This window comes from Streptomyces sp. NPDC043854 (assembly GCF_056436005.1).
Window position 1 is genome coordinate 82,011 of sequence record NZ_JBWKDK010000018.1, and the last position, 12,937, is coordinate 94,947.

Consider the following 12,937-nt stretch of genomic DNA (forward strand, 5'->3'; position numbering starts at 1 on the left):
TAGCCGGGGTCCTGACGGTCTCAGCGGTCGGCCCATCGTGCGGCCAGTTCGGTTCGGCTGGCGTACCCCAGCTTGGCGAGGATGTTGCGGACATGGCTTTCCACCGTGCGTTCGGAAATGACCAGGTCCTCGGCGATCTGACGGTTCGTGCGGGCCCGCGCAACGAACGCGGCTACCTCGCGTTCGCGTGGCGTGAGCGGGCCGTCGCCGGCCCGCAGGGCGGCGATCTCGCCGATCAGCCGTCCGGCAGCGGCGGCCGGGCCGGGCTGGTCGAGCTGGTCGGCGATCGCCCGTGCCTCTTCGGCGAGGGCGGCCGCTTCGGCCAGTGCGCCCCGGTCGCGCCGCACGGCGGAGAGGTCCAGGCAGGTCAGCGCCACGTACGGCCGGGCGCCGAGGGAGCGGTTGCGGACCAGTGCTTCGCGCAGCAGTTCCTCGGCTTGCTCCGGGCGGCCGGCGACCAGGGCGAGCCGGCCGAGGTCGCGGCTGACCGAGCCCGAGAAGTACGCCGTGGGCGTGCCCAGCGCTCCCGGGTACGGACGGAACAGCGCGAGCTGGCCGAACGCCAGCCGCGCGGCCTCGGCATCACCGGCCAGGCCGATCAGGTCGACCAGATTCAGCAGCACGGCAGGCCACGGCGGGTTGGTCATCGGAACCGGCAGCACGGGACGCAGCTGGGAGTAGGCCTCCCGTGCCTCGTCCAGGCGCCCGGTGAGGAACAGCGCCCGCGCCCGCACCGACAGGATCAGCGGCTGCCTCGGCGCGTGGTCGAGGTCGTGCCACATCTCTTCGCGCAGTTCGGTGGCGTCGCCGCGCAGCAGGGCCAGCTGCTGGCGCAGCACGTGGTCCATGCCGATCGCGGTCGGGTCTCCGCTGGCCAGGGCAAGCTCGGCGGCGTCCTCGTTGCATCGGCGGGCCTCGGCGAACCGCCCTTCCTGCGCGGCCCGGGAGGCGGTGACGCGCAGCAGGTGCCAGCGGACCAGCGGCAGCGGAGAACGGTCCGCGATCGCTTCGATGCCCCGGATCGCGTCGTCCACCAGGGCCGGCCGGCCCAGCAGGTACCCCGCCTGGACGCGCCACTGCTGGCCCAGCACCCCGGCAAGCGGGTCGTCGAGCCGCTCTGCGCGGGACACGGTCAGCTCACCCAGACGCAGGCGCTCGGCGGTGTCGTCGGGATGGGCCAAGGACATCTGCACGGCCCGGGCCGCGTCGAGTTCGGCCCGCGGGCAACCGGTGGCCTGGGCCAGACCGAGGGCGGAGCGGGCGTACTCGGCCGCTGCCTCGGGGGAGTCGAGGTCGGCCGAAACGGTGGCGAGCTGGGCGAGCAACCGGGCCCGTACCGCGTCCGGCAGGTCCTCGGCGGCCAGGGCCGCCCGGCACAGTCGCGCGATGGCCTGTGAGGCCTGGGGGAAGGTGACCCCCTGCAGGACCAGGGCGGCCTCGGCGACCAGGGCCGGCCGATGGGTGGCGACCGCCGCGTCGGCCGCTTCGGCGCAGTGGCGCAGGCCGGCGTCGTAGCGTCCGGCGAGGTACTCGGCGCGGGCCAGTTCGATGAGCGCCGGGGCGCGCTGCGGGTCCACCGGGTCGAGTACGGCGGCGGCGTCCGCCAGGTGCCGGGCGGCGTCGGCGTAGGCGTGCCGTTTGCGGGCGAGGTCCGCGGCGGTCCGGGACCAGCGCGCGGCGGCGGCGCGGTCGCCGGGCTCCCGGCCGGCCCGCCGCCAGTGCGCCGCGATCCGGGCCGCCTCGACGGGATCCACGATGGCCTGCTCCAAGGCCTGCGCGGCGGCCCGGTGCAGGGCACGGGCGGTGGCGGGGTCGGTCCGGCCGAGCACCTCCTCGCGGACCAGATCGTGGGTGAAGCGATAGGTACGTCCGGCACCGGACTTGTCGGCCGCGGTGCGGGTGGTCTCCGCGACAGTGAGCACACCGGCGTGCCAGGCCGCCGCCAGCGCCTCGGCGACCACGGTGTCACCCGCCGTCGGCAGGACGGCGGCCAGGTGGGCGGCGTCCAGCTGTTCACCGAGAACGGCCGCCGCCCGTACCACGTTCCGCTGCTCGGTGGTGAGCCCGGTCAGCAGCCCGCTGACGATGGTGCCGATGTCGCCCGCGTGTGTGCGCAGTGCCGTGACGAGCAGGGGCAGCCCGCCCGTACGCCGGTACGACTCCGCCGCGTCCGGCTCGCCGACGCGGACGCCGACGCACTGCGCGACCTCCTCCCGGGTGAAGGGCGCCAGCCGCAGCGTGGCAGCCCCGTAGCGGTCCAGGTCCGCGAGCGCTCCGGCGGCTTCCTCGGGCACCGGCTCCCGGAAGGTACCGAGCACGAACACCCCGGATTCGGCGGCCTCGCCGGTCACCTGCCGCAGCAGGTCGAGGCTGGCGGTGTCGGCCCAGTGCAGATCCTCCAGCAAGACGACCAGCCCGCCTTCGGCGGCCGCCACGGCCAGCGCCTCGCTCATCGCGGCCAGCTCCAGGAACCGGGCGGCGGCCGCGTCGGCCGGCTCCGTCGCGGTGGCACGCTGCGAGGGCACCCCGGGGGTGACTCCCGCGCGGCGCAGCGCGCGTTGCCAGGGCCACAGCGGTGGCGCCACGGCGTCCCTGGGGCAGTGGCCCCGTGCGACGGTGAGACGCGGGGAGTCCGCGTGGCGGCGCAGCGCCTCGGCCGCGAGGGTGCTCTTGCCGATGCCCGCCGGGCCCGCGAGCAGCACCACGGATCCGGTGCCGTGCGCCGCGGCCTCCAACCGCTGCCCGAGGAAGGTGAGTTCGGCCAGGCGCCCGACGAATTCGCTTCGCATCCCGGCAGTATCCATCCCGCAGGCGAGCGCCGGGTTTCCCGCGGCGAATGCGTACCACGGTTCAGTGGCAGTACTGATGCCTCCGAGTACCTGCGCGGGCCACCGTTGTCGGCATGCGCCTCACCGCTCGGGAGGGGCTCCCCGCCACGGAGAAGGAGACCATGATGGCGAAGTACACCCTGCGGCGAACGGCCCGCGCCGCGGCAGTTCTCGGTGCCGCACTGGCCAGCGCCGTCTTCGGATTCACGGCCCCCGCCCAGGCGGCCGAGGTACCCGACAACGTCTACTTCCAGATCAAGCCCGAACACACCCGGGGCCGCACGTGCCTCGATGTCGCGCACATGAGCACGGCCCACGCCGCGGACGTCGTCCAGGGCGACTGCTGGGGTGGCTGGAACCAGCAGTGGAAGATCGAGCCGACCGGCGGCGGCTACTTCCAGATCAAGGCGCGGCACAGCGACAAGTGCCTCGACGTCGCGTACTTCAGCTACTCCCACGGCGCGGACGTGGTCCAAGGCAACTGCGTGGGCGGCGCCAACCAGCAGTGGCGCTTCGTCACCGAGCGGAACGGCTACCAGCAGTGGCTGCCAAGGCCCCAGGTCAACGAGTTCACCCAGATCCGTGCCAAGCACAGCAACAAGTGCCTCGACGTCGCGCACAACAGCATCGCCCACGGTGCGAACGTGGTCCAGGGCACCTGCTGGAACGGCCCCAACCAGAACTGGCGCTTCGTACCCGTGGGTGCGTGGTAGCCGACCGCAGCTCACGGCCGCCGCAGCCCTTTGGCTTCCCCGGTCGGTCCGGGCGGGGCCCGGCGTACCCAGCCGCCATGTCGTACGACAGGGCCGTCTGTTGCGTCCGGGCCCGTGCGCCCGCTCTCAGCGCCAGATCGTCTGGACGGAATCGAACTGCACCCAGGTGATCGGGTTCCCGCCGTTGCCGCCGTAGATGGTCAGGGATCCGGCGGTGTTGACCTCGAAACGGCAGGCGTTGATGCCCTGGCTGTTGTTGCGCGGGGCGGTGGCGCGGACCAGGGCGGTGGGGCGCAGTCCGGTCGGCAGGGTGGCGATCTTCGTGTCGCCGACCAGGTTGCAGGTCACCGAGCCGCGCGCCTGGAGGAATACCGTACCGGCGATGGTGATCAGCCGGACCTGTGGAGTCGCCCCCGTCTGGGCGGCGACACCGGGTTCGAGGACGAGATCGGTCCACGGCTGTGCCTCGACCCCGCCGGCGGCGACGGCGGGGGTGGCGGCCAGCAGGTTCGTGGCGGCCAGGGTGGCGGGCAGGGCGAGCGCGGCACCGAGGACTCGGCGGCGGTTGTGGGACATGGGCGGTTGGTCTCCTTGGCCTTGCGGAAGGTCGGCGAGGGGGGAAGGGGGACGGACGAAGAAGCAGGGGGCGGGAGGGAACGGGACGTCGTTCAGCGCCAGACGGCGCTGAAGTTGTCCAACTGGGCCCACGTGACGGGGTTCGTGGAGCGTCCGCCGTACAGCCAGAGCTCGCGGACGGAGTTCGCCTCCGCCCGTGCGGTGCACACCCCGCCGCTGTTGTTGCGCGGCACACTGCCCTGGGTCGCCATGCTCGGCGCCAGGGCGTCGGGCAGCGTACCGATCCGGACGTCCGTGTCGAAGGTCCCCTTCACCCCGCCACTGAGTTGCAGCACCGTCGTGCCCGCGATGCTGATCAGCCGCCCTTGCGGTGCGCGGACGTCGGCGGTCACCCCGCTCGCCAGCGGAATCGGCTGCCAGTCGGCCAGCACCTTCACCCCGTCGACCTCCGGTGCCCCGGACAGCGACAGGATGGTGCAGGTCCGCGGGCCGGGTTCCTCGCCGGCGAAGCCGAAATGCACATGCGGTACCCCGTTCCGCACCGACACGGCCATGCCCTCGGGTTCGCGCAGTTCCAGGCCCGGAGCGGCGGTGGTGAACTGCTGGTCCAGGACGGCGCCGGTGGCCCAGTCCACGGCCGTCAGCCACGTGTTGCCGGGCGGCTCGAGCGTGGCCGAGTATCCGTTGCCGGCCAGCATGTACAGCACGCCGCCGAGGGAGGCGTACCCCTGGAAGGTTCCGTTCGCGTTCGGCTGGGTGATGCGGGCCAGCGGCGTCGTCCAGTCGCCCGACCTGGCCTTGTCCAGGTCGTGGGACTCGAACGTCATGCTGCCGCTCTTGAAGCGGACGATCACCCGGTTCGTCGTGGGGTCGATGGTGCAGGTGACGTTGGTGGCACCGGTCACGGGCTGGTAGGGCTCGGCGAGCTGCGAGGAGCCGGAGTCGATGGTGGTTCCGTTGCGGAACTCGAAGTGGGTGACGGCCGTGCCGTAGCCCTCCTTCTCCTCTTCCGGCACGCTGGTGCCCATGGGGATGGACGCCGTCTCGGTCCACAACCGCGAGACGCCGTTGTGGTGTTCGACGCCCATGGACACGCCGTGACCGAAGCCCCGCAGGTACATGTGCCCCGTGATGGCGCCCGCCTGGTCGAGGCGGGTCACGGCCAGGTCGCCGGCGTACGCCCGTTGCGCGCCGGTCCTGGGACCCGACTCTCCCGGGAGGATGAGCCCGCCCTCGACGACCTGGAGGACGAAGATGTCGCCGGTGACCGGGTCGATGCCGAAGGACTGCATCACCGTGTCGTTCTGCAGTTTCCGCCGGTGGAGCAGTTTGCCCACCGGACCCGATATGTCGATCTGCCCCTCGACGCTGATGCTCAACTACGCCTCCTGCCCGGTCCGTCCGCTCGTCCGTCGGTCAGCCGGCATGTCGCCGTCCTGACCAGGGCCAGTCTTGCAGCCGGGCGAACGGACGGAGGTCTCCGGTTGATCACTTCTTGGTGACTGTCACCTGCACACGCCGCTCTCGATCCGGGCCGAGGCCGTCAGCGGGGCAGGGTGCCACTGGTCCTCGTACTGCTCATGGGGGGGCACAAGACCGACCTCACGGCCCGCCGCCTCACCGGCGAGAACACCATCTCCTGACCCGACCCCCAACGACACCGCGACCATCGCTGCCCTGCGCCGCGGGCTCCGCCCACGGCTCGCCGGACGATCCACGAAGGCCCCGCTGATATCCTGCGATCTTCGACGGTCGCCCGGACGGAGTCCCAGGGGGGTTGCCATGTCCCACTCCCAGCAGCAGCTCATGACAGCACTCGACGCCCTGGACCGCGCGTTCGCCCGCGAAGAGCCCTTCCCGGTCCAGGGGTGCACGTATTGCTACGGCGAGCAGGATCTCGCTGAGCTCTCCGGACCGCTGCACCTGATATCCGACGGCATGCTCTCCTCCGTCGCCATGGAGGTGCCCAGCCACTGGGACGACTTCCCCCGCCTCCTTCGCCGTCTGACGCCACGCATCATCCGCCCCGTCGTCACCGGCCGGCTCCACGTCGACGAGAATCTCATCGCCTCCCGCTTGCTGGAGGCGGGCTGGACGACGTGGGACGAGCCCTTGGCCGACGCGCTTCGTGACGTCTGGTCCGTCTGGTGGCGAACCACCCTGCACACCCACCCCAGCCCCGTCCCCATCAGGAAGACCCTCAGCCTCATCACCGTCGCCACCAATACCTTGCGCCCCTGGCTGGAGGTGTGGACCGCCACCCGCACCCCGGCCGCCGACGCCCACCTGGCAGACCTCATCGACGACGTGATGGTCGAGTTCGAGATCACCAACTTGCGCATGGGCTTCTACGACGAGTACCACGCCACCGCTGAGCTGCTGGGCTGGCTCCTCACCGACGCACGGGACCGCGTCGACGACGCGCGCCTGGACGATCCGGACCTCCTTGCACACCACTGGACAGCCGGCCGGCACCCTTCCCCGGGCACGCCCTGACGAAGGCGGCCCGGCTGCCACGTCCAGCGGAAACCCGCCGCCGCGTGCTCCTCCAAGGCCGGCAGGAAGCGGTGCACGATCCGTCCGGAGCCAGCCGCGCCGAGGACTCGCTGAGCACCGTCCCCCCAGCCGTGCGGTGGCGCGGGTCGTGGCGGTGGTGATCTGTGCGAGGTCGGCAGCGGGGTGTCGAGCCGGCCACGGCGGCCAGGTAGCCGACGCCCCAGACCAGGGTGCACCGCTGCGCCAACGGGCAGCTGAAGCCCTTGCGTAACGTGCGAACACGGGGGCGGACCAATCGGGGAAGACACAGGAGTAGGGGAATTATGGTCGCGTTCCACGCATCCGCGCTGGACGGAGTCGCCCGCAATCCGGCGCTGCCGACACCGCTGCTGCTGCGCTTGCTGGCCTTCGACGGAGGCGGTGACGGTCCGCCCCGTCACGCCCTCCAGCGAGCCGGACTCCCCGAGCCGGCCGTCGCGGTGATCCTGGCCCACCCGAACCCGGGCGCCCGGATCGACTTCGCCATGAGCACCAGGGCCGAGCCTGCACAGCGGGCCCGGCTCGCGGACGACCCCTCGCCCAAGGTGCGGGCTGCTCTCGCGTACGGACCCGAGTGGCGCGACCCGCGTACGACGGTCGCACCGCTGCCGGACGCCGTGTGCGCCCGCTTGCTCGACGACCCTGACCCTTCCGTACGGGCGGCCCTGCTGGACTCGCCCCACCTGGTGCCGTCGTTCGTGGCCTCGCTGGCTACGCACCACGATCCGGCGGCGCGCCGGGGCGCGGTGCGTGCATGGGAGCTCCTGGCGCCGGGCGAGCGGTCGGCGCTGCTGGCCGACCCTGACCCCGAGGTGCGGCGGGCCGCCGCGCTGTGGGAGTGCCGACGGGACGCCCGCGTTACCGCCGAACTCCTCCACGATCCGAAGTCCGCCGCCGAGGCGCTGCGCCGCGGGCTCCTCGTCCGCGCCGACGCCGAACGGTGCGTCGCCGAGCGGACGCACTTGGCTGCCCTCGCCGAGAACCCGTCGCTGCCCACCGACCTCGTGGAGCGGCTCGCCGTCGATCCCGACGAGGCCGTACGGATCGCAGTCTCCCTCAGGCCTGAACTGGGCGAGACGCGACGCATGGCGATCGACTTCACGGTGGGGGCCTTCACCAGCGGGGACGTGAAGTGGGTACGGGACGGGCTCGCCGACCCCGACGTGCTGCGCCGGGCCGCGGCCTCCGCCCACCCGCTGCTCCGGCGCACCGCCGCCCGGAGCCCCCACCTGTCGCCCGACCTTCTGCGTCTGCTCGCACGCACTGAGGACCCCCTGGTGGAGGACCTCTTGAGCATGCACCACCCCGATACCCCCGAGGAGGTCCTGATGCGTGTGTACGCACGGCTCGGTGGGACGTTCTCCGCCTGGATGGCGGAGACGCACCCCCGCTTTCCCCGCGAGGGTCTCGCCGCGCGCTACGCGGACCACCCGGACGGGAACTACCGCCGGCTCGCCGTCCGGGACCCGGCCGCCACGCCCGCGCTGATCGAACGGCTCAGTCATGACCCCGCGGTCTGGACGCGTCAGGCGGCGGCCTGCGACCCGCGCCTGCCGCTCCACCGGCTCCGCGAGGCCCTTGACGTCCCTGAACTGGCCTCCAGCGCGGGTGCCAACCCCGCGCTCCCCGAGGACGAGATGGCCGCCATCCTGAACCGGGCCGGCGTTCCCGCCTGACCGCCGTGCAGCACCGCCTCGCTCTGCATCGTTCCTCTACGGCTCGTCCGGCCGGTCATATGACTGGCCGGCGGCGCTCGTTTCGCCGACGTGGGCGTGACCGGTAGTCGGTCCCCCACGGCTCAAGCCGGAGACAGAGCATGCCGTCCGTCTCATTGCTCACGCTCGTCTTCGACTCGCTCGCACCCCAAAGCGAAAGCCATGATCGACCGGACTGGCTTGATCTTTGACGTCCGACGTCGAATGGCGCGTCGAACCGCCGGGCAGCATCGCCGATCTGGAGGCCGCCGCCCCGGAACCCCCGAAGGCGTGACGCTCCTGCGGGAATTCCCCCGTGGGCGCATCGAAACCAGCGGGGGTCTCCAGACGGCGGTCGACGGTAATTGAGGTGCCCTGAAGCCTGAGGGCGGGTTAGGGTCGCGGGCATGTTCTCCTTCCATCAGATCTACGGCTGACACGGTCGGGCAGCGCAGCACCCGCCTCCTCTCCCGCCTGCCCATGTGCGCGCCTACATCCGAAACTCTTGGAGAGGCCGCCGCACGGGCTTGCCGTGTCCCTTTCGCCGTAGACCTGAAGTGAGTGATCATCCATGTCCCGTCGCCGTGCCCACATCGCGATGGTCGGCATCCCCGCCATCAGCCATGTCCTGCCCAGCCTTGAGATCATCCGTGAGCTGGTGGCCCGCGGCCACCGTGTGACCTACGCCAACGACCCGGCGGTGGCTGATCTGATCACGGCCACCGGCGCCGAACTGGTTACCTGCGCCTCCGTGCTGCCGGTCGCCGACAACAACTGGCCCGACGGCCCCATCGCCGCGATGGACCTCTTCCTCGACAACGCCATCCAAGCGCTGCCCCAGTTGCGCGCCGCCTACCACCACGACCCGGCGGACCTGTACCTGTACGACATCGGTGCCTACGCCGCGCGCGCCCTCGCCGAATCGCAGGGCCGGCCCCTCATGCAGCTGTCCCCGACGTTCGTGGCCTGGGACGGCTACGACCAGGACATCGCGGCCCACCTGTGGCAACTGCCGGGTGCCGACGCCTACCGGGCGAAGTTCGCACGGTGGCTCACCGGCTGCGGGGTGTCCACCACCGACGTGGACGCCTTCTCCGGCCCGCCGTCGCGGGCCCTGGCCCTGATCACCCGGGCGATGCAGCCGCACGCCGACCGGGTCGACACCGACACGGTGACCTTCGTCGGCCCCTGCTTCGAGGCAGCAGCGGGCGCGGACGGCTGGACCCGTCCGGCGTATGCGAAGAATGTGCTGCTGATCTCCCTGGGCTCGGCGTACACCCGTCAACCGGAGTTCTACCGCCAGTGCCTGGCGGCCTACGGCAATCTGCCCGGCTGGCACGTCGTACTCCAGATCGGCAAGTACACCGACCCGCAGGATCTCGGCGACATCCCGCCCAACGTCGAGGTGCACTCCTGGGTCCCGCAGCGGGCGATCCTGGACCAGGCGGACGCCTTCGTCACCCACGCCGGTATGGGCGGCTGCGGCGAAGGCCTGCTGGCAGGCGTCCCGATGATTGCCGTGCCGCAGGCCGCCGAACAGTTCATGAACGCCGACCGGCTTGTGGAACTGGGCGTGGCCCGTCGCATCGACACCGCGGAAGCCACCGCCGAGACCCTGCGGGCTGCCCTGAACGACCTGGTCACCGACGCGGAGGTCGCCCGCCGCTCGGCACTGCTGCGCGCCGGCGCACGGGCCGAGGGCGGCGCCCCACGCGCGGCCGACCTCATCGAGAACATGCTGGCCTGACCCTCGCCTGCCACAGCCGGGATTGGGGAAGTGGCACTTCGCTGTTCGTCATCCCCTCCCGTTCTCACCTGTCTCATCCTCGGCGGCGCGTACGCGGCTGGGTGCACCGGGGGCCGATACGCCCCCGGTGCTCATGGACGGCGCCGATGACGGACAATGCCGGGATGGTCCGACCCGGAGTCCGTGTCGCTGCCTACGTGATCCGGCATTGCGGCGCCGTCCCCGAGCTGCTGGCGTTCGATCACATCGGTACGCCGGAGCCCGGCACCCAGGTCCCGGCGGGAGGAGTCAGATCATGCGAAGGGCTGGAAGAAGCGGTTCGAAGGTGACTCCCGGCCGCACCGTGCCGAATGCCGCGTCCAGGGCGCTTCGGAGCTGCTCCACCGCTGCTGCTCTGCACCATGCCGTGGGGTTGGTGACCGCCGCAGTGACGGCGGACGGGCCTGGCACCGCCCGGGGCCTGCCATGCGAGCACGACCCAGAGTTCGGCGTCGCGCAGGCGCGCTTCGGCCACAGCCCGGTGCAGCGCCGTCAGGCTGCCCGGACTGCCGCTCACTCCGGTGACCACCCGCTGATGTCCCAGAGGCGACCAGGGCCACGCCGCCGGCCGCTCAAAAGCGGGGCGGGAGGTGGAAGAGTTCGACGCCGATGGCGGCCAGGTCCGAGCGACGCCCTTCGAAGGCTCGCGCCACGTGTCCGGAGGCGTTGTCCAGGACCACCGTGGACGGACGGACGCGCGTGAAGCCCGCGGCCGGCGCCGCCGGCGCGGCGGCACCGCCCGGCAGGCCGGCGAGCCGTGCGCATACGAACTCCAGGAGCATGGCCGCGTCGATCTTGCCGCAGGTCTTCTCCCACACAAGGTCGGCGTGCCGTCCCACCGACAGGGCACCGAGCACGTTCACGCTCCGGCACGCCTGCCCGCCACGCAGGCCGTCCTGTACTCCTCCATCACGACGGCACAAAAACCCAGCCGGTCCTGACCACGAAGACCCGGCTCACGCCCGCGGCCGCTACCCTCCGTGCCCGTGGGAGTCCCCGGCGGACCGCGGTACGCCCTCGACCGGCAGCTCCAGGCTGAGCCGGTAGCCGCCGTCGGCCGTCGGCCCCGAGGTGACGTTTCCGCCGAGGAGGGCGGCGCGCTGGCTCAGGCCGACCAGTCCGTAGTGGGCGCCGGGCAGCGGCAGCGCGGGCCGGCTGGGCGCGGTGTTGGTGACCGTCACGCGGATCCGGCCGCTCTCGTGGCGCAGGTCGACCTTCGCGGTGGCGCCGGGGGCGTGTTTGCGCGCGTTGGTCAGCGCTTCCTGGATGGTGCGGTAGACGGCCCGCTGCACGGTCGGCGGGAGTCCGTCGGGGAGCTGCGAGCTCAGCTCGGTCTCGATGCCGCTGCTGTCGACCAGCTGCTCGATGTCGGCGAGCGAGGGCTGCGGGGTGAGTTCCGTGGGCCGTCCCCCGGACGCCCGCAACACGCTGACCATGTGGCGCAGCTCGTCCAGGGTCTGGACGCTCAGCCGCCGGATCGTGGCCGCCGCCTCCTTGACCTGCCCGTCACGCGTGCCGACCTGGAGTGCACCGGCCCGTACGGCGATCAGGCCGACCTGGTGGGATACCACGTCGTGCATCTCACGCGCAAGCTGCGCACGCTCCTTGGCCAGGACGGCCTGGGTGGTCAGCATCTGCTCGTGGTCGCGCGCCTCCGAGATTTCCGCCAGTCGCGCCGACAGGTCCCGCCGGGTCTGGACGAGCTGGCCCAGGAAGACCGGGGCGGCCGCCGTCGCCGCCGTGTACCCGAACGCGATCAGTGTCGTGGCCCTCGCCAGGTCGAGGGTCGGTGCGAGCAGCTCCGGCGTCGAAGCTATGTTACTGAACGTGAAGGCCAGGGCACAGACCGCCAGGAGGATGCGGTGGCGGCTGAGCGAGGCGAGGGTGTACAGCGCGACCAGGCAGGCGAAGACCGCGTCCGAGAACAGGACGGCGGGCAGGGTGAGCAAGAAGGTCAGGAACGGCAGGCGACGGCGCAGGAGCAGGGCGAAGGCCGCGGCGAGGCTGCAGGTCATGCGCAGCGGCTCCTCACCGTCCCAGTGGACCCAGACGTCCGCCAGCGCGACCGCCACCACGGCGGCGTCCAGCAACACGGCTGTACGGCGGCTGATCATTACGTCTCCGTCCCCAGGAGGCCGGCCCGCTGGGCGAGCAGGGCCGCCTGGACGCGGCCTCCCACCTCGAGTTTGGTGAGGATGGCGCTGACGTGGTCCTTCACCGTGCCGGTACCCAGGTGCATCCGTTTGGCGATGTCGGCGTTGGACAGTCCCTGGCCGATCAGGACGAGCACATCGCGCTCCCGGGCGGTCAGCCGTTCGAGCAGGTGCGCCTCGGGGGCCTGCGCCCCGGCGTTCAGGAAGCCGTCCACCACGGTCCGCGTGACCTTCGACGACAGCACGGTGCCGCCCTCGGCCAGGGAGCGCACCAGGAACGGAAGCTCCTCCGGGTCGGTGTCCTTGAGCAGGAAACCGGCCGCGCCGGAGCGCAGTGCCGTCTCCACGTACTCGTCCATGTCGAAGGTCGTCAGCATGGCCACCACCGGCGGGGCGGGCAGCCGGCGCAGCTCGGCCAGGACGGTGAGCCCATCCACATCCGGCATCCGGATGTCCAGGAGCACCAGGTCGGGCGCCGTCTCGCGCACCGCCTGCAGTGCCTGCCCGCCGGAAACGGCCGCCACGACCTCGATCCCGTCCGCGGCGTCAAGGATGTGCTGGAAACCCATGCGGATCAACGCTTCGTCGTCTACCACCAGAACCCGGATCACGCGTGCTCCATTCGACATCTGGACCACGGTCTGATTCGTAC

At 71.7% G+C, this 12,937-nt stretch carries 10 protein-coding genes; 4 read left to right on the forward strand and 6 right to left on the reverse strand.

Annotation, left to right across the window (positions count from 1 at the left end):
* Positions 1-20: 20 nt before the first annotated feature.
* Positions 21-2,789 (reverse strand): ATP-binding protein, encoded by a 2,769-nt coding sequence (locus AC068A_RS18455; protein WP_478586112.1) that lies wholly within the window; start codon positions 2,787-2,789, stop codon positions 21-23.
* Positions 2,790-2,902: 113 nt separating this feature from the next.
* Here AC068A_RS18455 and AC068A_RS18460 point away from each other — a divergent pair, with 113 nt between their 5' ends.
* Complete coding sequence (locus AC068A_RS18460; protein WP_478586114.1) at positions 2,903-3,541, forward strand: RICIN domain-containing protein; 639 nt, start codon at positions 2,903-2,905, stop codon at positions 3,539-3,541.
* Between the two features lie 126 nt (positions 3,542-3,667).
* Here the strand turns inward: AC068A_RS18460 and AC068A_RS18465 are convergent, their stop codons facing one another.
* Positions 3,668-4,117 (reverse strand): hypothetical protein, encoded by a 450-nt coding sequence (locus AC068A_RS18465; RefSeq protein WP_478586115.1) that lies wholly within the window; start codon positions 4,115-4,117, stop codon positions 3,668-3,670.
* A 92-nt stretch (positions 4,118-4,209) separates the two neighbouring features.
* Positions 4,210-5,496: a phage baseplate protein gene (locus AC068A_RS18470; RefSeq protein WP_478586117.1), complete on the reverse strand. Its 1,287-nt coding sequence runs from the start codon at positions 5,494-5,496 to the stop codon at positions 4,210-4,212.
* A gap of 403 nt (positions 5,497-5,899) precedes the next feature.
* Between AC068A_RS18470 and AC068A_RS18475 the strand changes: the two genes are divergently transcribed.
* The 3 genes from AC068A_RS18475 (at position 5,900) to AC068A_RS18485 (ending at position 10,093) form a co-directional block, all read left to right on the forward strand.
* Positions 5,900-6,613 (forward strand): hypothetical protein, encoded by a 714-nt coding sequence (locus tag AC068A_RS18475; protein WP_478586119.1) that lies wholly within the window; start codon positions 5,900-5,902, stop codon positions 6,611-6,613.
* A 323-nt stretch (positions 6,614-6,936) separates the two neighbouring features.
* The gene (locus tag AC068A_RS18480; protein WP_478586121.1) at positions 6,937-8,328 is read left to right on the forward strand and encodes a Mucin-2; all 1,392 of its coding nucleotides are present in this window, start codon (positions 6,937-6,939) and stop codon (positions 8,326-8,328) included.
* Positions 8,329-8,917: 589 nt separating this feature from the next.
* Positions 8,918-10,093 (forward strand): macrolide family glycosyltransferase, encoded by a 1,176-nt coding sequence (locus AC068A_RS18485; protein WP_478586123.1) that lies wholly within the window; start codon positions 8,918-8,920, stop codon positions 10,091-10,093.
* 611 nt (positions 10,094-10,704) lie between these two features.
* On the opposite strand, the gene AC068A_RS18490 is transcribed toward AC068A_RS18485, so the two are convergent.
* From AC068A_RS18490 to AC068A_RS18500, 3 genes are all read right to left on the reverse strand, one after another.
* Entirely contained in the window at positions 10,705-10,995 is a 291-nt protein-coding gene (locus tag AC068A_RS18490; RefSeq protein WP_478586125.1) for a hypothetical protein, read from the reverse strand.
* A 108-nt stretch (positions 10,996-11,103) separates the two neighbouring features.
* A complete protein-coding gene (locus tag AC068A_RS18495; protein WP_478586127.1) occupies positions 11,104-12,246 on the reverse strand; it encodes a sensor histidine kinase in 1,143 nt (380 codons plus the stop codon).
* A complete protein-coding gene (locus AC068A_RS18500) occupies positions 12,246-12,896 on the reverse strand; it encodes a response regulator (RefSeq protein ID WP_478586129.1) in 651 nt (216 codons plus the stop codon). The genes AC068A_RS18495 and AC068A_RS18500 overlap by 1 nt, the downstream gene beginning before the upstream one ends.
* Between the last annotated feature and the right edge of the window lie 41 nt (positions 12,897-12,937).

Bases quoted from the DNA above. Each gene is read 5' to 3' on its own strand.
- AC068A_RS18480 (WP_478586121.1), top strand. From the start codon at position 6,937: ATGGTCGCGTTCCACGCATCCGCGCTGGACGGAGTCGCCCGCAATCCG.
- AC068A_RS18495 (WP_478586127.1), bottom strand. From the start codon at position 12,246: ATGATCAGCCGCCGTACAGCCGTGTTGCTGGACGCCGCCGTGGTGGCG.
- AC068A_RS18465 (WP_478586115.1), bottom strand. From the start codon at position 4,117: ATGTCCCACAACCGCCGCCGAGTCCTCGGTGCCGCGCTCGCCCTGCCC.
- AC068A_RS18485 (WP_478586123.1), top strand. From the start codon at position 8,918: ATGTCCCGTCGCCGTGCCCACATCGCGATGGTCGGCATCCCCGCCATC.
- AC068A_RS18460 (WP_478586114.1), top strand. From the start codon at position 2,903: ATGCGCCTCACCGCTCGGGAGGGGCTCCCCGCCACGGAGAAGGAGACC.
- AC068A_RS18455 (WP_478586112.1), bottom strand. From the start codon at position 2,789: ATGCGAAGCGAATTCGTCGGGCGCCTGGCCGAACTCACCTTCCTCGGG.
- AC068A_RS18475 (WP_478586119.1), top strand. From the start codon at position 5,900: ATGTCCCACTCCCAGCAGCAGCTCATGACAGCACTCGACGCCCTGGAC.